The organism is Pseudomonas sp. REST10 (assembly GCF_029542605.1).
Classification (GTDB): Bacteria; Pseudomonadota; Gammaproteobacteria; order Pseudomonadales; family Pseudomonadaceae; genus Aquipseudomonas; species Aquipseudomonas khazarica.
The window spans coordinates 502,080-525,878 of record NZ_CP035677.1 but is presented as its reverse complement, the minus strand read 5'-3'; the positions used below and the strand labels follow the sequence as shown (position 1 = coordinate 525,878).

Sequence of the window (23,799 nt, the reverse complement as noted above, 5' to 3'; positions counted from 1 at the left end):
GACTACCTGCCCGACAGGGCCTATCGCACCCGGCCGCCGAATCTCGGTGGTGGGTTGTTCGGGCGCCGGGAAGACCACGCTTTCCCGGCGCCTGGCTCGGCACCTGGGCTATCGCCACGTCGAACTCGACGCGCTGTACCACCAGCCCGACTGGCAGCCGCTCCCCGACGAGGAATTTCAGCGGGCCACGCACAAGGCGCTGCAAGGTGACGGCTGGGTGGTCGAAGGCAACTACTCGCTTGTGCGCCCGCAGGTGCTCGAACGCTCGGACATGGTGATCTGGCTGGACCTGCCCCGGCGCAAGGTGATGCGCCAGGTGATCTGGCGTACCCTGCGCCGCCTGGCAACGCGAGAAACGCTGTGGAATGGCAACCGCGAGCGCTGGAGCAACCTGTTCAAGCTGAACCCGCGCGCCTCCATCCTGGCCTGGGCCTGGACCCGCCATCCCGTCTACCGCCAGCGCTATGCCGAGGAAATGCGCAACGCACCGCCGTCGTGTCAGTATCTGCGCCTGGACTCCCGCCAGGCCATCAACCGCTTCCTGGCGAGTCTGCCGCCAGCCGAAGACCGCCCCTGAGAGTATTCGCCATGCCCCTGACCATCCGCCCCGCCACCCCTGACGACGCCGAGCTGATCCTGCGTTTCATCACCGACCTGGCCATCTACGAGAAGGCCGAGCAGGAGGTGAAGACCGACGCCGCCGGCATCCGCGACAGCCTGTTCGCCGAGGGCAGCACCGCCCATGGCCTGATCTGCGAGAACGCCGGCCAGCCGATCGGCTATGCCGTGTACTTCTTCAACTACTCCACCTGGCTGGGCAAGCACGGCCTGTACCTGGAAGACCTCTACGTCAGCCCCGAGGCCCGTGGCCTGGGCGCCGGCAAGGCCTTGCTGCGCCACCTCGCGCAGCTGGCCGTGGCACGCGACTGCGGTCGTTTCGAATGGTCGGTGCTGGACTGGAACACCCCGGCCATCGATTTCTACGAATCCTTCGGCGCCCGTCCACAGAGCGAATGGACCACTTATCGCCTGACCGGCCAGGCCCTGCTGGATTTCGCTGCCGGCTGACGGCAGCCCGCTGGCCGCGTCCCGCCCCCTGACCTATGGTGATTACATCTCCCGCCACCGAGTGCAGAGCATCATGCGTACCCTACTCGCTCTGATCAGCGTCCTCGCCCCTGCACTGTCCCCGGCGAGCCCCATTCCCATTCCGGCCAATGCATCCTGGCACATGCAGCTCGACGGCAAGCTGCAGACGCCGGACCGGCAGGTCTATGACATCGACCTGTACGACACGCCGACGCAGACCATCACCGCACTCAAGGGTGGCGGCCGCATCGTGATCTGCTACTTCAGCGCCGGCACCTGGGAAGACTGGCGCAGCGATGCCGCCAGCTATCCGCAGGAAGCCCTCGGCAACGAGCTGGCGGACTGGCCGGGCGAACGCTGGCTGGACCATCGCCGCGACGACGTGCGCCAGCTGCTGGCCAAGCGCCTGGACCTGGCCGCGGCCAAGGGCTGCGACGGCGTCGACCCGGACAACGTGGATGGCTACAGCAACGATAACGGTCTCGACCTGACCGAAGAGCAGCAGATCGACTTCAATCGCTGGCTGGCCGAACAGGCGCGCAGTCGCAACATGAACGTCGGGCTGAAGAATGCCGTGGAGCTGCTTCCCGTGCTCGGCGAGCATTTCGACTTCGCCATCAACGAGAGCTGCTACCGCTACAAGGAGTGCGACGGCTACGACCACATGCGCAGCCAGGGCAAGGCCATCTTCATCGCCGAGTACCGCACCTTCAACGACAACCTTTGCAGCAAGGCCGCCACCTCGGGTTTCCGTCTGCAATACTTCAAGCGCAGCCTCAAGACCGTCGGCATACCCTGCGACTGAGCCTGCCCACCCACACCAAGAGGCACCATGAGCGACAACATCGAGCAAGAAGACGAAGCCTTCGCCGAGGCCACGCTGGTCCAGGCCATCGAGAACCAGCTGGAGAACGGTGAGCCGGCGGCCGCCCAGGCGGTCTACAACAAGCTGACCCTGGTCGGCTACGAGCGCGAGGAGATTCTCGAGCTCATGGCCCTGGTGCTCGCCCATGAAGTCGACGCCATGCTGCGTGACGACCGCCCCTTCGATGGCGCCTGGTACGAGCAGGCCCTGCGTGCCCTGCCGACGCTGCCGGAAGAAAACTGAAGGCGGATTGATCCAGGCCACTGGTCGGGTTGGCAGGTAGATTGCTACTTTCACAGCCATTCCCGACCAGAAAGGCGCGCCCCGCGATGGTCTGCTCCTTGCCACGACTCGTCACCCTGCTTGTCCTGTCGCTCTGGCTGAGCGCCAGCGGCATCGCGCGCGCCGAAGTGGTGCGTATCGGCGCCGAAGATGACTGGTACCCCTACACCGCCTGGCGCGACGGCAAGATCGAGGGCATGTCCGCTGACATCGTCCGCGCCGCATTCGCGGTCAGCGAGACGCCTATCGAACTGATGCCATACCCCTACTCGCGCTGCATGGAGCTGACCCGCACCGGCGCCCTGCCCGCCTGCTTCAACACCACGCCGGACCCCGGCATCCGCGCCGCCTACCTGCTGCCGCAGCAGGCGCTGTTCAGCGACAACATCCTGCTCTGGGGCCCTGTCGGAGAAGCGCCCGTCGAGGACCTGTCGGCGCTGGTTGGCAAGCGCGTGGCCGTCACCATCGGCTACACCTACGGCGAGCACTTCGACAATTACCCGGGCATCCGCCGTATCGCGGTGCGACGCGACATCAATGGCTTCCTGATGCTGCAGCGTGGCCGGGTGGACTATGTCATCGCCTTTCGCGGCACCACCCAGGCACTGCTGCGAGAGCGCCCGGAGCTGGCCGGGCAGTTCGCGGCCCTGGCGACCGTCCATCGCCCGCAGCTGTACCTGACCTTCTCACGCCACAACGCCCAGGCCGCCAGCCTGCTGCAGCGATTCGACGAGGGCATGCTGCGCATCAGGCAGGACGGCACCTACCAGCGCATCCTGGAGAAATGGCAACTGGCCGACGGGCAGACCGGGCCGCAGGGCTCTACACTGCACGAACGCCATAACAACAAGACGGAGTCACCATGAAGTCATTCGACGCTGACCTGATCGACGAGCTGGAAATCCTTGCCCTGTACAACCTGGACAATCACCAGGAAGGGCTCAAGGTGCACAACAACGCTTCATTCAAGGCGCAGGGGGCGATCACCCGCCTGCATGAGAAAGGCCTGGTCAGCCAGGCCGATGGCGGCTACCTGACCAGCCTCGGCATCGACGCCGCCGAACACGCCCAAGCCCTGCTCACCATCCTCGCGAAGCGCCAGACGACCGCGGCCTGAGACGCACCCCGGCAGTCTCGCGGGTAGCCTGCTGCGCCCCACGACACGCCCCTCAGCTGGACCTGCCCGCCGGCCGCCCTCAAGAGGCATGCCCGGCGGGCGATATAGCGTCACAGGCACTGCACTGGCGAGCACGCCGCTGATAGGCTTGCACCATCTCCAGTAGAGTTCGAGCATGACGCGCACGCAGGAAATCCGCCCCGACATCGACGATGGCATCGACCGCAAGGTGCTGGCACAGCTGCGCGCGCGCTTCCTGCGGATCAACCAGGGCCGCCTGCAGCGCGCCATGGAGGCCCTGTCGACGCGCCAGCAACTGGTGCTCAAGCTGCTGCCGCTACTGCTGCACGTCAATCACCCGCTGTTACCCGGCTATGTCTCGGCCAGCACGCCTGCCGGCCTGAGCGGCTTCGAGCCGGATGACGGCAGCCTGGCCGAAGTCCAGCGCCTGACCCGCTCCTTCGTCTACAAGCCACGCCGTGGCCAGGGCTCCGCGCCGCTGCATGGCCTGTTCCTGATGGGCAGCCTGGGCACCGTGGCGCAGGCCGAACAGAGCGACATGGACCTGTGGCTGTGTCACGCGCCGAACCTGACGGCGCAGCAGCTGCAGGAACTGCGCAGGAAATGCGACCTGCTGGAGAGCTGGGCCGCCACCCAGGGCGCCGAGGTGCATGTCTTTCTGGTCGACCCGCAGCGCTTCACCCAGGGCGACCGCGAAGCGCAGCTGACCTCCGACGACTGCGGCACCACACAGCACTACCTGCTGCTCGACGAGTTCTACCGCACGGCGATCTGGCTCGGTGGGCGCACGCCGATCTGGTGGCTGGTACCGGTGTACGAGGAGGCGCGCTACCACGACTACTGCCGCACGCTGCTGAACAAGCGCTTCGTCCGCGCCGAGGACGTGCTCGACCTCGGCCACCTGGCGCGCATCCCGCCGGAGGAGTTCATCGGCGCTGGCATGTGGCAGCTGTTCAAGGGCATCGAGTCGCCCTACAAATCCGCGCTCAAGCTGTTGCTCACCGAGGTCTACGCCAGCGAGCACCCGCAGGTCGAATGCCTGGCGCTGCGCTTCAAGCAGGCGGTCTTCGAGGGACGCCTGGACCTGGACGAGCTCGATCCGTATATCGTCGTCTATCGCCGCCTGGAGGAATACCTGATCGCCCGGGCCGATCAGGAGCGCCTCGAACTGATCCGCCGCTGCCTGTATCTCAAGGTGAACAAGAAGATCAGCCGCCCGCCCACCCGTGGCCGCGCCAAGAGCTGGCAACGCCTGCTGCTCGAACGCCTCACCGGCGAATGGGGCTGGCAGACGCGCCAGCTCGCGGTGCTCGACAGCCGCAGCCAGTGGAAGGTGCGCCAGGTCGCCGCCGAGCGCCGCGTCCTGGTCAACGAGCTGACCTACAGCTATCGCTTCCTCTCGCAGTTCGCGCGCAGTGCGCAGGCGGGCAGCTCACTCAACAACCGCGACCTCAACGTGCTGGGGCGGCGCCTCTACGCCGCCTTCGAACGCAAGGCCGGCAAGGTCGAGTTCATCAACCCCGGCATCGCCCCGGATCTGGCAGAAGACACCCTGACGCTGGTGCAGCATTCCACGGCCGAGGCGCCGAACGAGCATCAGTGGGCGCTGTTCCCCGGCAGCCTGAACGCCCAGGAGTGGCCCGACTTCGCCCCGCTGAAGCGCTCCCGGGAGCTGATCGAACTGCTCGCCTGGTGCCATCGCAACAGTGTGATCGACAGCAGCACACGGCTGTCCCTGCACCCGGGCAGCAGCGACCTGAGCGACTTCGAGCTGTCCAACCTGATCGGCAGCCTGCAGCAGGCCTTCCCCCTGCCCCTGCCTGGCGTCGAGGAGCTGGCCCTGCTGCGCGCCAGCGTGCCCAGTCAGGTCCTGCTGCTGGTCAACGTCGGCGTCGACCCCTTGCCCCAGCACAGCCAGATGAACGTGCACATGACCTCAGGCCGCACCGACGCACTGGGCTACTCCGGAGTGCGCGAGAACCTGGTGCTGACCCTCGACCAGGTGGTGCTCAACAGCTGGAACGAACTGCAGGTCAGCCGCTATGACGGCAGCGACGCCCTGCTCGACTGCCTGCGCGACCTGCTCAACAGCCTGCCCACGGGCGGCCCGCAGCCCAGGGTGCAGGTGCGCTGCTACTGCCGCAACCGTGCGCCGGCGATTGCCGAACGCGTCGAAGAGCTGCTCAACGACCTGCTCGCCACCTACGCCGAAGGGCGTCAGTCGCGCTATCTGGTACAGATTCGCCAGCACTATCACGTGCTCCAGCTGACCCCCGGGCAGGTCAGCCATGCCGCGCTGGGCGACCTGCCGGCGCTGCTGGACCACCTGGGCAGCGAACAGGCGCGTTACAGCCCCCTGCACCTGGACCGTCACGCCCTCGACGGCGACGACCTGGCGCTGATCCTGCCGATGGGACGGCCGCAGTGCATCCAGCTGTTCTATCGCCTGCACGAAAGCAACGGCGAAGCCGAGCTGACCCTGCTCGACGAGCACAACGCGCTATGGCGCAGGCGCCTGCCGTTCCGCGACGAACAGAGCCTGCTGACGCCCCTGCAACGCTTCCTGCAGTCCTTGCTGTATCGGCGCAACGCCATGCTGCCGCTGGATGGCAGCGACAATCCGGCGCCGCTGGAGATGCTCTACTACGAGCTGCTGCCGGCGGCGCCGCTGCGCGCCCAGCGCCTGGAGCGCCGAACGGCCCCCGAGTCGCAGGTCAGCCACCCGTTCTACGACGTGCAGGCCATCGTCGAGCCCGGTGACGGGCGCCAGCACCATGTCACGCTGTACTGCAACCACCGCGAGTTCTCCGAGCTGGAGTACGGGCGCGAGCTGTACCGCGCCGTCGCCCAGCACATCCTCGCGCAACGCGCCGGTGGCGAGCGCTACCCCTGCTACATCACCGACCTCGACCTGTCCGCCGTGCTGGCCGGCCAGCAGGCGCAGACCGTGCACTACCTGCGCTACAAGAGCGAGCTGGAAGACGCCCTGAACGCCGCCCTGCAGCAGGCCTAGTCGCGCATCGGCGCCTGTGGGTGGTTCAAGGCGTAGAGGTAGCAGCCAGCCATGCTGTGATTGTCGGCGACCCCGCCATAGCTGGCGGTGAAGGTCACCGGCAGACCGAGGTGCTGGTACAGCCAGCGGTCGCTGTCCGCTGGCGGCACCTCGGGGACCAGGTCACTGTCGTTGACCAGGCGATAGGTCGGTACCCCCAGCCCGTTGTAGTAGCTGGCGAAGGCCGGGGACGCCAGGCGCGGACTGGCGAAGTTGTAGTGCTGCAGCGGCCGCGACGGCCAGCGTTCGCGCAGGTCCGCCACGGCCAGACTGCTCAGGGCGCAGCCCAGGCTGTGCCCGCACACCCAGAGCAGCCCCTGTGATTGCAGATCATCCAGCGCCAGCAGAGCCTGATCGCGCAGCGACGCATAAAGCTTGAGGAAGCCGTCGTGAACCAGCCCGGCGCCGGCCTGCCAGGGGTAGTCGCGCTGGTCCAGGTCGAGGTCGTCGAGCCAGTCCTGCACCGACTCGGTACCGCGAAACACCAGGTAACAATCACCCTGCGGATCACGCGCGGCAAAACCGAACGGCTCCGACTCGTTGAACAGGTGCCACTCGCTGAGCACGCTCCAGATCGGCGCTGACAGCGTCCAGCCCTCGAGTTGCGGCGCCTGCCAGTGAAAGTGCTGCGGCTTGCGCGGGCGCTGCTGCGCTAGCCACTGCTCGTACTGATCGTAGGCAGTCATCACCAGCTCGGCGCAGAGCAGGGCGCGCGAGAGCTGGTAGGTAGGCGGGAAATACAGGGGCAGGCTGGACATGACGGGGCCTCCTTGCCGTTAGCGGGAAACCTCACTCTAGACCAGCCAGGGCGGAGCGTCAGCGATCGTATTCGCCAGCCGCTTCGGGTTGATATTCGACCGCCAGCAGGGTCAGCTTGAGTACCTTGCCACCCGGCGCCGGCCAGTCGATGTGCTGACCGGCGGACAGGCCGAGCAACGCGCTGCCAACGGGCGCGAGAATGCTGACCTTGCCCTCGCCGCCGGCATCCTCCGGGTAGACCAGGGTCAGATGATAGTCCTTGCCGCTGCTCTCCTCGCGGCAATGCACCCGCGAATTCATGGTCACCACGCCTGCCGGCACTTCGTCGTGCCCCACCACTTCGGCACGATCCAGCTCGGCCTGCAACGCAGCAGCGCCAGGCCCGAACTCGTCCAGACTGTCGAGCAGACGCTCCAGACGCTGCAGATCGAGGCGGGTAACGGTGATGGTAGGTGTGCTGTTCATGATGCCGGGCGGTCTCCTTACGTAGGCCATAAAAAAGCAAAACCCCGCCCGAAGGCGGGGTTTAAGCTGACTGTCTGGTCGACCCTAACACAGCCGGGCAAATAAACAAGAGTGCCAGGTCAACGGGCCTGTCGACGCTGTTGCAGGCGTTGTTCGGCTGCCTGGCAGATCAGCCTGCGCCTGGCATTGTCGGCCGTTCCCCAGTCGAGAATTTCCTGCAGGGTGCGGCCACAGCCCAGGCACTGGTCATGCTCGTCGAGGCAGCACTGGCGCCGACACGGCGACTGCGGCGGCCGCTCCGTGGGCTCAGAGCTCATCGAACTCCAGCTCGGTGCCCGACTGCTCGAGCGTGATGCGTACCAGCATCTCGCCGAGCTGCTCGTCGCTGGTGTCGCAGATCCAGCGCCCGTCGGCCTCGTCGTAGTCGAAGTGGAAACCACCGGAACGCGCCGCCAGCCACAGCTGACGAATCGGCTCCTGGCGACTGAAGATCAGCTGGCTACCGTTATCGAAGCGCACGGTCAGCACGCCGCCGCTGTTCTCCAGATCGACGTCCAGGCCGCTGTCGTCGAAGATGTCTTCCACCGCCTGCTGGGTGGCATCGACCAGGTCGTGAAAGCGGGCTTCGCTCAGGCTCATCGGGGTATCCTCACAAGGTGCAGCACGTGCAAAAAATAGGCGAAAACCTCAGGCCGCAACAGCCAGCCTAGGCGCAAAGGTGGCGACGGTACTCGCCCGGACTCTGTCCCGTCCAGCGGCGAAACGCTCGCGCCAGCGAACCCGGCTCGCTGAAGCCGACCAGAAAGGCGACCTCGGCCAGCTCCAGCGCCGGATCTCGCAGGTAATGCAGCACCAGCTGCTGCCGCGTCTCGTCGACCAGCTGGCTGAACGATAGCCCGCCTTCGCGCAGGCGCCGCTGCAGGGTCCTCGGGCTCAGCGCCAGGGCAGCGGCGATACCCTCGAGATCCGGCCCGCGTTCGGGCAACTGACGCGCCAGTTCGACCCGCGCGCGGTCGAGCACGCTGTTGCCCTGGTTGAGTTCGCTCAGCAGGCGATCGGCATAGGCGTCGAGCATCCCGCGCACCTGCGCGTCGGCCTGGCCCAGGGGCACGGCGAGCAGGCGCTTGGGAAAGACCAGCGCGTTGTCGGCCTGATCGAACAGCACCGGGCAACGAAAGATGCGCTCATGCTCGCGGGTATCGGCCGGTGCCGAATGCTGGAACCGGACCTCGGTCGGGGCGATGTCCAGGCCGCTGATCCAGCGCCCGAAGCTGACCCAACCGGCCAGGGTCTCCTCGCTCAGCTGACGCTGCTGTTGCGCCAGCAGGGGCTGCCAGCTGTGTGCGACCAGCGGCTCGCAGCCCTGTCGCGGCGGCTCGTCCTCGAGCAGCACCAGGCCCAGGTTACCCACCAGCGAGGCGTAGCGCGCCTGCCGGTGCAGGGCATCGGCAAGGGTCGCGCAGCTCATGATCAGGTAGCCGAGCACGCCGTAGTAGCCGGGACGCACCGACTCCCCCAGATGCAGGCCCAGGCAGGGGTCATCGCTCAGCCGCATGCCCTCGCCCAGCAGGGTGAGATAGGCGCTGGCGGCGATACGCTGATCGCGCTGGTTGAGCGCCTCCGGACCGAGCTGGGCATACGCGAGCAGCACCTCGGGGGCGATGCCCAGGCGCTGCAGGTGTTCGACCAGACCTTGCAGGTAGGCCACGGAGACCGAGCCGGCCAGAATTGCGGGATTGTCCATCGAGCCTCCTCGTTACTTGGCGCATGCTAACCCACGCGGCCGCGAAAGCCCTCCAGACCGGCGCCAGGCGGGCAGGCCGATTGGGCCAGCGCCCCGCCAGGCGGGCGCCTGGCGCATAGGCAAGGTGGCGGGGGGTCGGTATACTCCGGCGCAATTCACGCTTATTTTCAAGGACTGCCCCATGAAGCGACTGACCCTCGCGCTCCTCGCCGCCGTTTGCCTGCTGGCCGGCTGCGGTCAGAAAGGCCCGCTGTACCTGCCGGGCGACGACAACGCCGGTAACAGCCGAGACCGTTTCGAACTCTGACAGGAGCCTGCCATGGAAGCCTTCAACTACCGCGACGGTGAGCTGTTCGCGGAAGGCGTCGCCTTGTCCGCGCTGGCCCAGCGCTTCGGCACGCCCACCTACGTCTACTCGCGCGCCCATATCGAAGGGCAGTACCGCGCCTATGCCGACGCCCTGAGCGGCATGCCGCACCTGGTCTGCTTCGCGGTCAAGGCCAACTCCAACATCGGCGTGCTGAATGTGCTGGCCCGCCTTGGCGCCGGCTTCGACATCGTCTCCAGCGGCGAGCTGGAGCGTGTGCTGGCCGCCGGTGGCGACCCCAGCCGCATCGTCTTCTCCGGCGTCGGCAAGAGCCGTGACGACATGCGTCGCGCCCTGGAAGTCGGCGTGCACTGCTTCAACGTCGAATCCAGCGTCGAGCTGGAGCGCCTGCAGAAGGTCGCCGCCGAGCTGGACGTCAAGGCGCCGGTTTCGCTGCGGGTCAACCCGGACGTGGACGCCGGTACCCACCCATACATTTCCACCGGCCTCAAGGAAAACAAGTTCGGCATCGACATCGAGCAGGCCGAGGCGGTCTACGCCCGTGCCGCCGAGCTGCCGAACCTGGAAGTGATCGGCGTCGATTGCCACATCGGCTCGCAGCTGACCACCCTCGAACCCTTCCTCGACGCCCTGGACCGCCTGCTGCTGCTGGTCGACAGGCTGGCCGCACGCGGCATCACCATCAGGCACCTGGACCTCGGGGGCGGCCTCGGCGTGCAGTATCGCGACGAGCAGCCACCGCTGGCCGGCGACTACATCGCCGCCGTGCGCAAGCGCCTGACAGGGCGTGACCTGTCGCTGGTGTTCGAGCCGGGCCGCTTCATCGTGGCCAACGCCGGCGTGCTGCTGACCCAGGTCGAGTACCTCAAGCACACCGAGCACAAGGACTTCGCCATCATCGACGCGGCGATGAACGACCTGATCCGCCCGGCGCTGTACCAGGCCTGGATGGATGTGTCGGCAGTGCAGCCACGCGCAGGCGAGGCGCGCAACTACGACCTGGTCGGGCCGATCTGCGAGACCGGCGACTTCCTCGCCAAGGACCGCCAGCTGGTGCTGGCCGAGGGCGACCTGCTGGCCGTGCGCTCGGCAGGTGCCTACGGCTTCGTCATGAGCTCCAACTACAACACCCGCGGTCGTGCCGCCGAGGTGCTGGTGGATGGCGAGCAGGCATTCGAAGTGCGCCGTCGCGAAACCGTCCAAGAGCTCTACGCCGGCGAAAGCCTGCTGCCGGCCTGAGGGCGACGCCATGCTATTGCGCTTTACCAAGATGCACGGCCTGGGCAATGACTTCATGGTCCTCGACCTGATCAGCCAGCACGCCCACGTGCAACCCAAGCATGCCAAGCAGTGGGGCGATCGCCACACCGGCGTCGGTTTCGACCAGCTGCTGATCGTCGAGCCGCCGAGCCATCCGGACGTCGACTTTCGCTACCGCATCTTCAACGCCGACGGCTCCGAGGTGGAGCAGTGCGGCAACGGTGCGCGCTGCTTCGCCCGCTTCGTGCTGGACAAGCGCCTGACCACCAAGAAGGTCATTCGCGTCGAGACCAAGAGCGGCGTGATCGAGCTGCGCGTGCAGAACGACGGCCAGGTCTGCGTGAACATGGGCGCACCGCGCCTGCAGCCCGAGCAGGTGCCCTTCCAGGCCGAGCAGGCCGCGCTCAGCTATCGCGTCGATGTCGACGGCCAGGGCGTCGAGCTGGCGGCCCTGTCGATGGGCAACCCGCACGCCGTGCTGCGCGTCGACAGCGTCGACGATGCCCCGGTGCACGCACTCGGGCCGAAGCTGGAACACCATGCGCGCTTCCCGCAGCGGGTCAACGTCGGCTTCCTGCAGGTGCAGAACCGCAGGCAGGCGCGCCTGCGCGTGTGGGAGCGCGGCGCGGGTGAGACCCAGGCCTGCGGCACCGGCGCCTGCGCCGCAGCGGTCGCGGCCATTCGCCAGGGCTGGATGGATTCGCCCGTGCAACTGGAACTGCCAGGCGGCAAACTGTCCATCGAATGGGCAGGCGAAGGTCAGCCGGTTATGATGACCGGACCCGCTGCCCGCGTATACGAAGGACAGGTTCGCCTATGACCGACCAGCAGGATTCGCCCAAACCGCTCGACTCGGAAACGGTCGCCGCCTACCTGCGCCTGCACCCGGAGTTCTTCATCGACCATGAAGAACTGATTCCCGAACTGCGCATTCCGCACCAGCCCGGCAACGCCGTGTCGCTGGTGGAGCGCCAGGTCAAGCTGCTGCGCGAGCGCAACATCGAGATGCGCCACCGCCTCGGCCAGTTGATGGACGTGGCCCGCGACAACGATCGCCTGTTCGACAAGACCCGCCGTCTGGTGCTCGACCTGCTCGATGCCGGCAGCCTGGAAGAAGTGGTCGGCATCGTCGAAGACAGCCTGCGCCACGAGTTCCAGGTGCCGTTCGTGGGCCTGATCCTGTTCAGCGACAACAAGCTGCCGGTGGGCCGCTCGGTCAACTCGGCCGAGGCCCATCAGCAGATCGGCGGCCTGCTCAGCGGCGGCAAGACCATCTGCGGCGTGCTGCGCCCGCATGAACTGGAGTTCCTCTTCGGCAAGGAGGACGCGGCCCAGGTCGGCTCCGCCGCCGTGGTCGGCCTCACCCACCAGGGCCTGCATGGCGTGCTGGCCATCGGCAGTGTCGATCCACAGCACTACAAGAGCTCGCTGGGCACCCTGTTCCTGGGCTACATCGCCGAAGTCCTGGCGCGCGTGCTGCCCAGCTTCTCGACGCCGCTGCGCTCGGTGCGCTAGAAGCAGCCATAAGCCGCACGCTTCAAGCTGCACGAGACAGGCAGACCGAACGCTTTCACTTGGAGCTTGCAGCTTGAAGCTTGAAGCCCACCTCGACGCCTACCTCGAACACCTGCGCCGCGAGCGCCAGGTGTCGGCGCACACCCTCGACGGCTATCGTCGCGACCTCGGCAAGCTGCAGGCCTTCTGTGAAGCCGAAGGCCTGCACGCCTGGAGCGAGCTGGACACGCGCAACCTGCGTCGCCTGATCGCCCGCCTGCATCAGCAGGGGCTCTCCAGCCGCAGCCTGGCGCGCCTGCTCTCGGCCACGCGCGGCCTCTATCAGTACCTGCTGCGCGAAGGCCTGTGTCGCCATGACCCGGCCACTGGCCTGAGCCCGCCCAAGCGCGAACGGCGCCTGCCACGCACCCTGGATGCCGACCGCAGTGCACAGCTGCTCGACGGCGCGGTGGAGGACGATTTCATCGCCCGCCGCGATCAGGCGATGCTCGAACTGTTCTATTCCTCCGGCCTGCGCCTGTCCGAGCTGGTCGGCCTCGATCTCGATGGCCTCGACCTGAATGCCGGCCTGGTGCGCGTACGCGGCAAGGGCAACAAGGTGCGCGAGCTGCCAGTGGGCAGCCTGGCACGCCAGGCACTGGAGCAGTGGCTGGCACTGCGCGCACTGGCCAGGCCGAGCGACGGCGCGGTCTTCATCAGCCAGCAGGGGCGCCGTCTCGGCGCGCGCGCGGTACAGCTGCGGGTCCGCCAGGCCGGCGTCCGCGAGCTGGGCCAGCACCTGCACCCGCACATGCTGCGTCACAGCTTCGCCAGCCACATGCTGGAGTCCTCGCAGGACCTGCGTGCGGTGCAGGAGCTGCTGGGCCATGCCGACATCGCCACCACGCAGATCTACACCCACCTGGACTTCCAGCACCTGGCCAGCGTCTACGACCAGGCCCATCCACGCGCCAAGCGCAAAGGCGGTTGCGAATGAGCATTGAACTGATCACTTTCGACCTCGACGACACCCTGTGGGACGTCACGCCGGTCATGCAGGACGCCGAGGCGGCCCTGCGCAACTGGCTGGCCCTGCACGCGCCACGCCTCGGCGCGGTGCCGGTCGAACACCTGTGGGCGGTGCGCAGCCGCCTGCTCGATGCCGAGCCGATGCTCAAGCACCGCCTCAGCGAGCTGCGCCGGCGCATCCTGTTCCACGCGCTGGAAGATGCCGGCTACGCTCACGGCGAGGCGCAGACGCTGGCCGAGGCCAGCTTTCAGGTCTTTCTCAGTGCGCGTCACCAGGTCGAGCTGTTCACCGATGTGCATCCGACCCTGGAGGCACTGGCCGAGCGCTTCCGTCTCGCGGTGATCACCAACGGCAATGCCGACGTGCGCCGCCTCGGTCTGTCCGAATACTTCCAGTTCGCGCTCTGCGCCGAGGAACTGGGGGTCGGCAAGCCCGACCCGAAACCCTTCCTCGAAGCCCTCGGGCGGGCCGGCGTGGCTGCCGAGCGCGCGGTGCACATCGGCGATCACCCGAGCGACGATATCGCCGGGGCCAAGGCCGCCGGCCTGCGCGCCATCTGGTTCAACCCGCAGGGGCGGGTGTGGGAGGGCGAAACCACGCCGGACGCACAGATCGCCAGCCTGGCCGAGCTGCCGGCACTGCTGGGCAGCTGGACACGCTAGACGCCGGGCACAAAAAACCGCCACGAGGGCGGTTTCTTGTTACGCAGCGTCGTCAGATAGGACGGCTACCGTACTTGCTGTCGGGCTTCTTGGGCGGATCGGCGACCACATTGGGCTCGACTTCCTGCACCTTGCCGCCACGCGCCAGGAATTCCTCCATGGCCTGGGCCAGAGCGTCGCGCTCTTTCTGCTTGGCCTCGACGCTGGGCATCTCGTCGACTTCAACGGCTTTGGCCTTGCTCTTCTTGCTGCTGCTGGCTACGACCTCGCCGTCGCCATCATCGCCGCTGTCACCGTCATCGGCCGCAGCAGCCAGCTCCTCACCGTCGTCCTCGTCAGCCCCGTCCAGATCGTCTTGTTCCAGGTCTTCGTCGCTCATGTTCAACCTCATGACTTGCGAAAAGCAGGTTAGTTATAGCCCAGTCGTGCGGCGCGTACCGCCCGACCGGGAAAAATTCAAATGACCTCGCCGTGCAGGGTCGCCACCAGTCGCCGAGCCCCACCATGATCGCGATGCTCGCCCAGGTAGATGCCCTGCCAGGTCCCCAGCGCCAGCTGTCCATCCTGTATCGGCAGCTGGAGCTGAAAGCCCAGCAGACTGCCCTTGAAGTGCGCCGGCAGATCATCCGGCCCTTCGTAATCGTGCTCGTAGCCCGTCTCGCCCTGCGGCACCAAACGGTTGAAGAAACGCTCGAAATCGCGGCGCACCGCGGGGTCGGCGTTCTCGTTGACCGTCAGCGAAGCCGAGGTGTGCTGCAGCCACAGGTGCAACAGACCGACACGCATCCGCGCCAGTTCCGGCAGTGCCGCCAGTACTTCTTCCGTCACCAGATGAAAACCGCGCTCACGCGGACGCAGACTGATGATGCGTTGCTGCCACATGCCGTTCTCGCTCTCGATGGCTCCAGCGCGCGCATTCTAGCGTGCTGCCAGAAAAAACAAAGGGCGCCAAAAGGCGCCCTTGTCATTTCCACCGACGCTTACTTCTTGCCGGTGAACTCCGGGTAGGCTTCCATACCGCACTCGGCGATATCCACACCCTCGTACTCTTCTTCTTCGCTGACGCGCAGGCCGATCACCGCCTTGATGACGCCCCAGACGATCAGGCTGGCGATGAACACCCAGGCGAAGATGCTGGCGATACCCAGCAGCTGCGCACCCAGGGAAGCGTCGCTGTTGGTCAGGCAGACGGCCAGCAGGCCCCAGATGCCGACCACGCCGTGCACGGAGATGGCACCGACCGGATCGTCGATCTTGATCTTGTCCAGGCCGAGGATGGAGAACACCACCAGCACGCCACCGACGCCGCCGATCAGGGTGGCCTGCAGGGCGCTCGGGGTCAGCGGCTCAGCGGTGATGGCAACCAGGCCAGCCAGGGCACCGTTCAGCGCCATGGTCAGGTCGGCCTTGCCGAACAGGATGCGGGCGACGATCAGTGCGGCGATCAGACCACCGGCGGCGGCCATGTTGGTGTTGGTGAACACCTGGGCAACGGCGTTGGCGTCTTCGATGGTGCTCATCTTCAGCTGCGAGCCGCCGTTGAAGCCGAACCAGCCCATCCACAGGATGAAGGTACCCAGGGTCGCCAGCGGCAGGTTGCAGCCCGGAATGGCGTTGACCTGGCCATTGGCGCCGTACTTGCCCTTGCGGGCACCCAGCAGCAGCACGCCAGCCAGAGCGGCGGCAGCACCAGCCATGTGCACGACACCGGAACCGGCGAAGTCCAGGAAGCCGGCTTCGTTGAGGAAGCCCGAACCCCATTTCCAGAAGCCCTGTACCGGGTAGATGAAGCCGGTCATGACCACGGCGAAGGCCAGGAAGGCCCACAGCTTCATGCGCTCGGCAACGGCACCGGAGACGATCGACATGCAGGTCGCGGCGAACACCACCTGGAAGAAGAAGTCCGAACGGGCCGAGTAGTACGGCGCATCGTCGCCACCCGCGAGAACGGCTTCGGCGGTGTTCTCGTCACCGATCAGGAAGCCCAGGCTCGGGAAGATGCCGCCTTCCGGGCTGGAATACATGATGTGGTAGCCGATCACCAGGTACATGACGCTGGCAACGGCGTACAGGGCGACGTTCTTGGTCAGGATCTCGGTAGTGTTCTTGGCGCGAACCAGGCCGGATTCGAGCATGGCGAAACCAGCCGCCATCCACATCACCAGGGCACCACAGATCAGAAAGTAGAAGGTATCGAAGCCGTACTGCAATGCAGTCAATGCTGTGTTATCCATGTTTCACCTCTTGCCGGCGCTTTCGTTGTGCGCTGTTCGGTTAGAACGTCCAGGTTGGCGCCGGACGCGTTCCGTATGCTTTACAAGTCTTTGTCACGCTTGCCCTGGATGACCGGGCCCCCTTGCACCGCAAGGCGATCAGGCATTCCCATCACTAGGCAGCGCGCAAGACCCGAGAGGATCTGGCACGGCAGAGCGGCGAGGACCTCGCCAGCTCCGGCATTCGCCCTCGAAATCGGCGCAAGAGCAGAATTCGAGGACAAAAGGGCTCCTAGCCCTGCGAAAGTTCGCAGAGTCATGGGTTTCACTCCTGGGGCGTGGGGTTCGGAGGCGGTTTAGATCGCGTCGGTATCGGTTTCGCCGGTACGGATGCGAATCGCCTGTTCCAGGTTGACTACGAAAATCTTGCCGTCACCGATCTTGCCGGTGTTGGCCGCCTTGGTGATGGCTTCGATCACGCGGTCCAGCTGGTCGTCAGCGATGGCCACGTCGATCTTCACCTTGGGCAGGAAGTCGACCACGTACTCGGCACCGCGATACAGCTCGGTATGGCCTTTCTGGCGGCCGAAGCCCTTGACCTCGGTGACGGTAATGCCCTGCACGCCGATCTCCGACAGCGACTCGCGCACGTCGTCGAGCTTGAACGGCTTGATGATGGCAGTGACTAGCTTCATGAAACTCTCTCCCGTGTAAGGTGGACTTGCCCCAGGAATTACGAACCCGGTTCAAGTCTAAGCGCAGTGTCTGGCTTTTGTAATGCATCGACCGCCCCAGCCTGGCGTGGTCGATACCCACCAACCGCTCCCGACGAAACACTCCCCCGCTTCGTCCGACACACCGGTACTGCATCGGTGCATGCGTCGCTGGGGTCTAAGCAGAAAGCTTGCCATCTCCATAAAATCGCCATCTTTCAGGGCCTTACCGTCACCCTGGGGCCACGGGCCATGACCCAGGCGGAAGCGGACGCACAAAATTGGTGCAGAGACGCGCCTGACGGCGCTCTCAAATCGTGCAGCCGCTCGCCAAACGCCCTGCCAGCACCTGCGTGGTACACTGCCGGCCACCTGCACCCGGAACCTGACCATGCTGCCGCCCAAAGCCCTGCTCGACACTCTCAGTAGCCACGCCTCGCGCCTGTTCAGCGGCGACAGCCCGCTGCCGCGCGCAGAACTGGAAGCGCAGTTCAAGGCCCTGCTGCAAAGCGGCTTCAGCAAGCTGGAGCTGGTCAGCCGGGAAGAGTTCGATAGCCAGATGGTGGTTCTGGCCCGCACCCGCGCACGCCTGGAGGCGCTGGAAGCCAAGGTCGCCGAGCTGGAAGCCAAGCTGAACCCACCCGCCGATTGAGCCGCCGGGCAGCGAAGACGCAGGTCGTTTTCAATGCCCCTGCCAGGTGGGTCCTGATCAAGGAGAGATCATGTCCCTGGCCATCGTTCACAGCCGTGCCCAGATCGGTGTCGAAGCGCCCGCCGTGACCATCGAGGCCCATCTGGCCAATGGTCTGCCCGCCCTGACCCTGGTCGGCTTGCCGGAAGCTGCGGTCAAGGAAAGCAAGGACCGCGTGCGCAGCGCCATTCTCAACTCGGCCTTCGACTACCCGAACAGGCGCATCACCCTCAACCTGGCACCCGCCGACCTGCCGAAGGATGGCGGCCGCTTCGACCTGGCCATCGCGCTGGGCATTCTCGCCGCCAGCGACCAGGTGCCCTGCGCGTCCGTCGCCGACTACGAATGCCTCGGCGAGCTGGCGCTGTCCGGCGCCGTGCGCCCCGTCCAGGGCGTGCTGCCTGCGGCGCTGGCCGCGCGCGATGCCGGGCGCACCCTGCTGGTGCCACAGGCCAACGCCGAAGAGGCCAGCCTGGCGTCGGGCCTCAAGGTGATTGCCGTCGAGCACCTGCTGCAGGTCGCCGCGCACCTGAATGGCAGCGCCCCGCTGCAACCCTATGTGGCGCAGGGCCTGCTGCGGCAGACCCTGCCCTACCCGGACCTGGCGGAGGTCCAGGGCCAGTTGGCTGCCAAGCGCGCCCTGCTGGTGGCGGCAGCCGGCTCGCACAACCTGCTGCTCAGCGGCCCGCCCGGTACCGGCAAGACCCTGCTGGCCAGCCGCCTACCCGGGCTGCTGCCCCCGCTGGACGAAAGCGAAGCGCTGCAGGTCGCCGCGATCCATTCGGTGGCCAGCCATGCGCCGCTGCAGCACTGGCCGCAGCGACCCTTCCGCACCCCGCACCACAGCGCTTCCGGGCCGGCGCTGGTGGGCGGTGGCAGTCGCCCGCAACCGGGCGAGATCACCCTGGCGCACATGGGCGTGCTGTTCCTCGATGAATTGCCGGAGTTCGACAGGAAGGTGCTCGAAGTCCTGCGCGAGCCGCTGGAGAGTGGCCATATCGTCATCGCCCGGGCGCGGGACAAGGTGCGCTTCCCCGCACGGTTCCAGCTCGTCGCCGCCATGAACCCATGCCCCTGTGGCTATCTCGGCGACCCGAGCAACCGTTGCCGCTGCACCCCGGAACAGATTCAGCGCTATCGCGGCAGGCTCTCCGGGCCGCTGCTGGACCGCATCGACCTGCACCTCACGGTCGCCCGTGAAAGCACCGCGCTGGAGGTGGCCCCGCAGGACGGCGAGAGCACGGCACAGGCTGCCGCCAAGGTGGCCATGGCCCGTGACCGGCAACTGCAGCGCCAGGGCGTGGCCAACGCCTTTCTCGACCTGCCGGGTCTGCGCCAGCACTGCGCGCTACAGCCTACGGACCGCCAGTGGCTGGAAAACGCCTGCGAGCGCCTGGGCCTGTCCCTGCGCGCGGCCCACCGCATGCTGAAGGTGGCCCGCACCCTGGCCGACCTGGCGCAGGAACCGCAGATCAGCCGCGCCCACCTGGCCGAAGCGCTGCAGTATCGGCCCAGCGTCGGCTAGCTGGCGGTCAGCGAAAGCGCTCGACTTCCTGGCGCAGCTGCACCGCCAGGCGGTCCAGCTCGCGCGCGGTGTCCGCCAGGTTGGCGACCACTTCGCGCTGCTCGCCGTTGGCCTGGGCGATGCTCTGCAGGTTGCTGCTGAGGACGTTGGCGGTGCTGCTCTGCTCGCTGGTCGCCGTGGTGATGGCGGCGAACTGCTCACCCGCCGCCTCGCTCTGCTCGCTGATCTGCGCCAACGCGGCCGCCACCTTGGCATTGCGCTCGAGACCGTCCTGCATCAGCTGGCGGCCCTGCTCCATGGTGGCGATGGCGCTGTTGGTCTCGCTCTGGATGCTGCCGATCATCGTCGAGATTTCATTGGTCGCTTCGCGGGTACGTCCGGCCAGGCTGCGCACCTCGTCGGCGACCACGGCGAAGCCCCGCCCCTGCTCGCCGGCGCGGGCCGCCTCGATGGCGGCGTTGAGCGCCAGCAGGTTGGTCTGATCGGCAATCGCGGTGATCACACTGACGATGCCGCCGATTTCCTGCGAACGCTGGCCAAGGCCGTTGATGACCGTCGAGGTCTGCTCCAGGGCTTCGGCGATCTGCACCAGCGCTTCCGATGCCTGATCCATCGAGGTGCGACCGATACGCGTCTGTTGCGCATTCTCGCTGGCCAGACGCTCGGTGTTGCGCATGTTGTCGGCGATGTTCTGCGAGGTGGCGCTGAACTCCTCAACCGCACCGGCCATGCTGCTGATCTCGCCGGATTGCTGATCGATCCCCTGGTAGGCGTCGCGCGAGAGCGTCGACAGCGCCTGGGAACGCGAACTGACGTCCTGGGCCGCGACGCGGATACCCGCCACCATGGTCGCCAGTGCCTCGCCCATGCGGTTGAAGCTGCGCGCCAGCTCGCCGATTTCGTCCTCGCTGGACTGCGTCATCCGCGCACCGAGGTCGCCGGCACCGAGGGCCTGGGCCTGCTGGACCAGGTCGCCGAGCGGGCGCAGCTTGCGCCGCAGCAGCAGGACCACGGCAATCACCGCCAGCAGCAGGGTGAGCGCGCTGCCGATGGCCAGTTGCGTGCCGACACGCCAGGTCACGGCCTGGATCTCCTCGCGCGGCATGCTCGCCAGCACCGTCCAGGGTCCGCCAGCGAACGGCATCGCGACGCTGTAGAACTCATCCTGGCCGTCACTCCAGAAACCACCCGTACCGGTGTTGGCGACCCGTTCGCTGAGCCCTGCCGGCAGGCTGCTCATGGCCGCGGCACCGGCGGGCGCCACCAGCCACTTGCCCTGCTCGTCGAGAATCGCCAGCGAGCCGGTGCTGCCGATACGGAAGTCGGTGAGGTTGCGCATCTGCAGCTTCTGCGCGTCGGTGTAGTCGAAGCCGACGAAGAGCACCGCGATGACCCGCCCGCCGGTATCGCGAACCGGGGTGTACTGGGTCATGTAGAAACGGTCGAACAGCAACGCACGCCCGACATAGCCCTGGCCGGCCAGCAGCTTCTGGTAGGCCGGATGCTGATGGTCGAGCACGGTGCCCAGCGCACGCGTACCGTCCTGCTTGGTGAGGGAGGTGGTGATGCGCACGAACTCATCGCCATCACGCACGAATACCGTCGCCACACCGGCGGTCATGCGGGTGAAGTCATCGACCTCGGTGAACTCGTTGTTGAGCCGGGTCGCGCCGAGATAAAGCGCTGGCGCCTGCAGGCTGCCGACCGTCACGCGCTCGTCGCTGCGCAGTTGCACACCGCCGCTAAAACGCTGCTCGAACAGACCGGCAAGGCGTTGCGTGCTGTCACGCAGGCTGCCGTGAAAGGTGGCCAGTTGGTCCGCCAGCAGGCGGGCTTCACTGCCCAGGTGCTCGGCGCGGGTGACCAGGTTGGCGTTGTCCAGCGAACGCAGCGCGAACACCGTGCTGAGGCTGATCAACAGGACCAGCATCGACGCCAGGGCGATGGCCAACTGCAGTGCGATACGAGAGCGTGGAGGGGTCATGGAGGCCTCTCTGAGCCTGGCGCGAGGTGGCAGGCGACAAGAAATGAACAGGCAAGGTCATCGTACGACCTCGTGGAGGGCGCAGGAGGATACCTGAGTATTATGCTTGGTCAATCGACAGGCTGCCGAATGGCCATCATTTGTTATCAAAACCCTGTATCGGCCGCTAAAGCATTCTCTCCACCTGCGGCAGCTGCATCGCCGCCACCTCCGCCAGCAGGTAGTCGCGCAAGCGCTGCAAACGCGCCTGGGCGCGATGCTCACGCGGCCACACCAGATAATAGCTGTCGCCACTGAACACCGCCGTCGGCCAGGGCAAGCCGAGGCGCCCCGCGTTGACGTCTTCGGCCACCATCAGCAGGTCACCGATGGAGACGCCATAGCCGCGTGCCGCCGCGACGATGCCCAGTTCGAGCATGTCGAACAGCTGGCCGGTCTTCAGCGGCACCTGCTCGCCGAGGCCGGTGGCCTGCAGCCAGCGCCGCCAGTCGCGGCGGTCCGGTGTCGGGTGCAGCTGCTCGGCCGCCTGCAGGCGCGCCAGCGGCCAGCCGCCGGCCTCGCTGTCCGCAGCGGCGCAGACCGGGATCAGCCACTCCTCGAACAGCAGAACGCTGTCCCACTCCTCGGGGAACTGGCCGTCGGACAGCAGCACGGCGCAGTCGAAGGGCTCATGGCGGAAATCGACCTTGTCGACGTCCATCCAGGCACTGGTCAGCTGCACCTCGCTGTCCGGGTTGGCCAGGCGAAAGTGCGACAGCCGCGCCAGCAGCCAGCGCATGGTCAGGGTCGACGGCGCCTTCAGGCGCAGTACCTGGTCATCGACACGCAAGGCGCCACTGGCACGCTCCAGGGCATCGAAGCCCTCGCTCAGGCCGGGCAGCAGGGCACGTGCAGGGTCGGTCAGCTGCAGGCTGCGCCCGCGCCGCTCGAACAGACGACAGCTGAAGTAGCCCTCGAGCGTACGGATATGACGGCTTACCGCGCTCTGGGTGATGGCCAGTTCCTCGGCGGCGCGGGTGAAGGAGGCGTGACGCGCAGCAGCCTCGAAGGCACGCAGCGCATAGAGCGGAGGCAGGCGCCGGCTCACGGCATCGATCCATGAGTTTGAGTCATGTCATTCATGGCTATTTTCCTTTTGCTGGCCATGGGACGAAACCACAGAATAGCTGTCATTGCGACTCTCCAGACAGCCTGGAGGGGCTTATCCTGCCGAAGTTTTACTCATCATGAAGAATGTTCTTGGCCACGAGCTGGGCGCCCTGCTGCGCCTGGCCGGCCCACTAGTCTCCGCCCAACTGGCACACGCGCTGATGATCTTCACCGACACGCTGATGATGGCGATGCTCGGCCCTCAGCAACTGGCCGGCGGCGCGCTGGGCGCCACCTGCTATTTCATCTTCTCGATCTTCTGCACCGGGGTGGTCGCCGCCGTCGGCAGCCTGGTCGCCATTCGCCATGGCGCAGGTGATCCCGAGGGCGTCACCCGCCTGACCCAGAACGGCCTGTGGCTCGCCGTGGCCCTGGCCGTCGCCAGCGCGCTGTGCCTGAATGCACTGGGGCCGCTGCTGCCCCACCTGGGCCAGGACCCCGCCGCCGCCAGCCAGGCCATGGCCTTTCTCCACCCGCTGTCGCTGGCCCTGCCCGGCTACCTGTGCTTCATGGTCCTGCGCGGCTTCACCAGCGCCATCGGCCATCCCGGCCCGGTGATGACCATCAGCGTGATCGGCACGGCAGCCAACTTCGTCATCAACTATGCGCTGATCAAGGGCTGGTTCGGCTTGCCCGACCTCGGCCTGGGCGGCATCGGCATGACCACCGCGCTGGTCAGCAGCAGCATGGCGCTGGCCCTGGCGCTGTACATCAAGCTCGCCCCGACCTACCGCCCCTACCCGCTGCGCGCCGGCCTTGGCCGCCCGCAGCGCGGGGAGATGCGTGCCCTGCTGCGCCTGGGCCTGCCCATCGGCGGCACCTACGCCGCCGAGCAAGGGCTGTTCACCTTCGCCACGCTGTGCATGGGCGCCCTCGGCAGCGTGCAACTGGCGGCCCACCAGATCGCCATGCAGACGGTGGCGCTGGCCTTCATCGTGCCGCAGGGGCTGTCCTACGCTGTGACCTTCCGCGTCGGCCTGCACTACGGCGCCGAACGCCTGCACCTGTCACGCCTGAGCGGCCATCTGGGCATGGCCCTCGGCGCCGGGCTGATGCTGATGTTCGCCCTGCTGTTCTGGTTCTTGCCGGAATGGATCATCGGCCTGTTCCTCGACCGTCACGACCCGGCGTTCGCCGAGATCGTCACCCTGGCCGTGAGCCTGCTGGCGATCGCCGCCTGGTTCGAACTATTCGACGGCCTGCAGAGCATCGCCATGGGCGCGATACGCGGGCTGAACGACGGCAGGACCACATTGCTGATCGGCCTGGCCGGTTACTGGTGCGTGGGCGCGCCGCTGGCCTGGCTGCTCGCCTTCCCGCTGGGCTGGGGGGCATCCGGGGTCTGGTGGGGGCTGG

At 66.6% G+C, this 23,799-nt stretch carries 26 protein-coding genes and 1 pseudogene; 16 read left to right on the top strand and 11 right to left on the bottom strand.

Translation table 11 applies throughout. The features are described 5' to 3' along the window. Positions 1 to 49: 49 nt before the first annotated feature. The 7 genes from EWH21_RS02460 to EWH21_RS02430 all read left to right on the top strand — a co-directional run bounded on the left by EWH21_RS02460 (position 50) and on the right by EWH21_RS02430 (position 6,387). Positions 50 to 577 (top strand): shikimate kinase, encoded by a 528-nt coding sequence (locus EWH21_RS02460; RefSeq protein ID WP_277699708.1) that lies wholly within the window; start codon positions 50 to 52, stop codon positions 575 to 577. 11 nt (positions 578 to 588) lie between these two features. After that, the gene (locus EWH21_RS02455; RefSeq protein ID WP_037052794.1) at positions 589 to 1,068 is read left to right on the top strand and encodes a GNAT family N-acetyltransferase; all 480 of its coding nucleotides are present in this window, start codon (positions 589 to 591) and stop codon (positions 1,066 to 1,068) included. A 73-nt stretch (positions 1,069 to 1,141) separates the two neighbouring features. Continuing rightward, positions 1,142 to 1,894, top strand: coding sequence for an endo alpha-1,4 polygalactosaminidase (locus EWH21_RS02450; protein ID WP_277699707.1), 753 nt, complete (start codon positions 1,142 to 1,144; stop codon positions 1,892 to 1,894). A 27-nt stretch (positions 1,895 to 1,921) separates the two neighbouring features. Then, a complete protein-coding gene (locus EWH21_RS02445; RefSeq protein WP_037052791.1) occupies positions 1,922 to 2,197 on the top strand; it encodes a hypothetical protein in 276 nt (91 codons plus the stop codon). Positions 2,198 to 2,295: 98 nt separating this feature from the next. Continuing rightward, positions 2,296 to 3,102, top strand: a complete 807-nt coding sequence (locus tag EWH21_RS02440) for a transporter substrate-binding domain-containing protein (protein WP_230622659.1) — start codon at positions 2,296 to 2,298, stop codon at positions 3,100 to 3,102. Then, on the top strand, positions 3,099 to 3,353 hold the full coding sequence (locus EWH21_RS02435; RefSeq protein ID WP_037052786.1) for a TIGR02647 family protein: 255 nt from the start codon (positions 3,099 to 3,101) through the stop codon (positions 3,351 to 3,353). The genes EWH21_RS02440 and EWH21_RS02435 overlap by 4 nt, the downstream gene beginning before the upstream one ends. A gap of 175 nt (positions 3,354 to 3,528) precedes the next feature. Further along, positions 3,529 to 6,387 carry a class I adenylate cyclase gene (locus EWH21_RS02430; protein ID WP_277699706.1) on the top strand — a complete coding sequence of 953 codons (2,859 nt, stop codon included), beginning with the start codon at positions 3,529 to 3,531 and terminating at the stop codon, positions 6,385 to 6,387. Here the strand turns inward: EWH21_RS02430 and EWH21_RS02425 are convergent. The 5 genes from EWH21_RS02425 to EWH21_RS02405 all read right to left on the bottom strand — a co-directional run bounded on the left by EWH21_RS02425 (position 6,384) and on the right by EWH21_RS02405 (position 9,394). Continuing rightward, on the bottom strand, positions 6,384 to 7,184 hold the full coding sequence (locus EWH21_RS02425; RefSeq protein WP_047584428.1) for a lipase family protein: 801 nt from the start codon (positions 7,182 to 7,184) through the stop codon (positions 6,384 to 6,386). The two genes, EWH21_RS02430 and EWH21_RS02425, sit on opposite strands and share 4 nt — an antisense overlap. Before the next feature lie 58 nt (positions 7,185 to 7,242). Then, positions 7,243 to 7,650 (bottom strand): nucleoside diphosphate kinase regulator, encoded by a 408-nt coding sequence (rnk, locus tag EWH21_RS02420; RefSeq protein ID WP_037052780.1) that lies wholly within the window; start codon positions 7,648 to 7,650, stop codon positions 7,243 to 7,245. 119 nt (positions 7,651 to 7,769) lie between these two features. Then, positions 7,770 to 7,967, bottom strand: a complete 198-nt coding sequence (locus EWH21_RS02415) for a DUF1289 domain-containing protein (RefSeq protein WP_037052778.1) — start codon at positions 7,965 to 7,967, stop codon at positions 7,770 to 7,772. Next, positions 7,957 to 8,289, bottom strand: coding sequence for an iron donor protein CyaY (gene cyaY / locus EWH21_RS02410; RefSeq protein WP_037052776.1), 333 nt, complete (start codon positions 8,287 to 8,289; stop codon positions 7,957 to 7,959). Before cyaY ends, EWH21_RS02415 begins: the two co-directional genes overlap by 11 nt. A gap of 67 nt (positions 8,290 to 8,356) precedes the next feature. Then, a complete protein-coding gene (locus tag EWH21_RS02405; protein WP_277699705.1) occupies positions 8,357 to 9,394 on the bottom strand; it encodes an AraC family transcriptional regulator in 1,038 nt (345 codons plus the stop codon). A gap of 181 nt (positions 9,395 to 9,575) precedes the next feature. On the opposite strand from EWH21_RS02405, the gene EWH21_RS02400 reads away from it, so the two are divergent. From EWH21_RS02400 to EWH21_RS02375, 6 genes are all read left to right on the top strand, one after another. Next, entirely contained in the window at positions 9,576 to 9,701 is a 126-nt protein-coding gene (locus EWH21_RS02400; RefSeq protein WP_017361215.1) for a lipoprotein, read from the top strand. A gap of 12 nt (positions 9,702 to 9,713) precedes the next feature. Beyond that, positions 9,714 to 10,961 (top strand): diaminopimelate decarboxylase, encoded by a 1,248-nt coding sequence (lysA, locus tag EWH21_RS02395; protein WP_134677871.1) that lies wholly within the window; start codon positions 9,714 to 9,716, stop codon positions 10,959 to 10,961. Between the two features lie 10 nt (positions 10,962 to 10,971). Beyond that, positions 10,972 to 11,802, top strand: coding sequence for a diaminopimelate epimerase (dapF, locus tag EWH21_RS02390; RefSeq protein WP_277699704.1), 831 nt, complete (start codon positions 10,972 to 10,974; stop codon positions 11,800 to 11,802). Next, positions 11,799 to 12,497 (top strand): DUF484 family protein, encoded by a 699-nt coding sequence (locus tag EWH21_RS02385; protein WP_277699703.1) that lies wholly within the window; start codon positions 11,799 to 11,801, stop codon positions 12,495 to 12,497. The genes dapF and EWH21_RS02385 overlap by 4 nt, the downstream gene beginning before the upstream one ends. 73 nt (positions 12,498 to 12,570) lie before the next feature. Beyond that, on the top strand, positions 12,571 to 13,473 hold the full coding sequence (gene xerC, locus EWH21_RS02380) for a tyrosine recombinase XerC (RefSeq protein WP_152487578.1): 903 nt from the start codon (positions 12,571 to 12,573) through the stop codon (positions 13,471 to 13,473). Then, on the top strand, positions 13,470 to 14,168 hold the full coding sequence (locus EWH21_RS02375) for an HAD-IA family hydrolase (protein WP_277699702.1): 699 nt from the start codon (positions 13,470 to 13,472) through the stop codon (positions 14,166 to 14,168). The genes xerC and EWH21_RS02375 overlap by 4 nt, the downstream gene beginning before the upstream one ends. Positions 14,169 to 14,220: 52 nt before the next feature. Here EWH21_RS02375 and sutA read toward each other — a convergent pair whose 3' ends face one another. The 4 genes from sutA to glnK form a co-directional block, all read right to left on the bottom strand. Further along, positions 14,221 to 14,547, bottom strand: a complete 327-nt coding sequence (gene sutA / locus EWH21_RS02370; protein WP_037052757.1) for a transcriptional regulator SutA — start codon at positions 14,545 to 14,547, stop codon at positions 14,221 to 14,223. A 77-nt stretch (positions 14,548 to 14,624) separates the two neighbouring features. Continuing rightward, the gene (locus EWH21_RS02365) at positions 14,625 to 15,050 is read right to left on the bottom strand and encodes a secondary thiamine-phosphate synthase enzyme YjbQ (RefSeq protein ID WP_134678331.1); all 426 of its coding nucleotides are present in this window, start codon (positions 15,048 to 15,050) and stop codon (positions 14,625 to 14,627) included. A 98-nt stretch (positions 15,051 to 15,148) separates the two neighbouring features. Further along, on the bottom strand, positions 15,149 to 16,402 hold the full coding sequence (locus EWH21_RS02360) for an ammonium transporter (protein WP_037052751.1): 1,254 nt from the start codon (positions 16,400 to 16,402) through the stop codon (positions 15,149 to 15,151). A gap of 335 nt (positions 16,403 to 16,737) precedes the next feature. Continuing rightward, positions 16,738 to 17,076: a P-II family nitrogen regulator gene (gene glnK, locus EWH21_RS02355; protein ID WP_003096476.1), complete on the bottom strand. Its 339-nt coding sequence runs from the start codon at positions 17,074 to 17,076 to the stop codon at positions 16,738 to 16,740. Between the two features lie 409 nt (positions 17,077 to 17,485). On the opposite strand from glnK, the gene EWH21_RS02350 reads away from it, so the two are divergent. Together EWH21_RS02350 and EWH21_RS02345 are read left to right on the top strand one after the other, a co-directional pair. Then, positions 17,486 to 17,746 (top strand): accessory factor UbiK family protein, encoded by a 261-nt coding sequence (locus EWH21_RS02350; RefSeq protein ID WP_037052746.1) that lies wholly within the window; start codon positions 17,486 to 17,488, stop codon positions 17,744 to 17,746. Positions 17,747 to 17,816: 70 nt separating this feature from the next. Further along, on the top strand, positions 17,817 to 19,310 hold the full coding sequence (locus EWH21_RS02345; RefSeq protein WP_277699695.1) for a YifB family Mg chelatase-like AAA ATPase: 1,494 nt from the start codon (positions 17,817 to 17,819) through the stop codon (positions 19,308 to 19,310). A 7-nt stretch (positions 19,311 to 19,317) separates the two neighbouring features. Here the strand turns inward: EWH21_RS02345 and EWH21_RS02340 are convergent, their stop codons facing one another. Together EWH21_RS02340 and EWH21_RS02335 are read right to left on the bottom strand one after the other, a co-directional pair. Further along, positions 19,318 to 21,294 (bottom strand): methyl-accepting chemotaxis protein, encoded by a 1,977-nt coding sequence (locus tag EWH21_RS02340; protein WP_277699694.1) that lies wholly within the window; start codon positions 21,292 to 21,294, stop codon positions 19,318 to 19,320. 166 nt (positions 21,295 to 21,460) lie between these two features. Beyond that, the gene (locus EWH21_RS02335) at positions 21,461 to 22,381 is read right to left on the bottom strand and encodes a LysR substrate-binding domain-containing protein (RefSeq protein WP_037052738.1); all 921 of its coding nucleotides are present in this window, start codon (positions 22,379 to 22,381) and stop codon (positions 21,461 to 21,463) included. Positions 22,382 to 22,520: 139 nt separating this feature from the next. On the opposite strand from EWH21_RS02335, the pseudogene EWH21_RS02330 reads away from it, so the two are divergent. Then, positions 22,521 to 23,799, top strand: a pseudogene (locus tag EWH21_RS02330) (NorM family multidrug efflux MATE transporter); the annotation flags it as partial.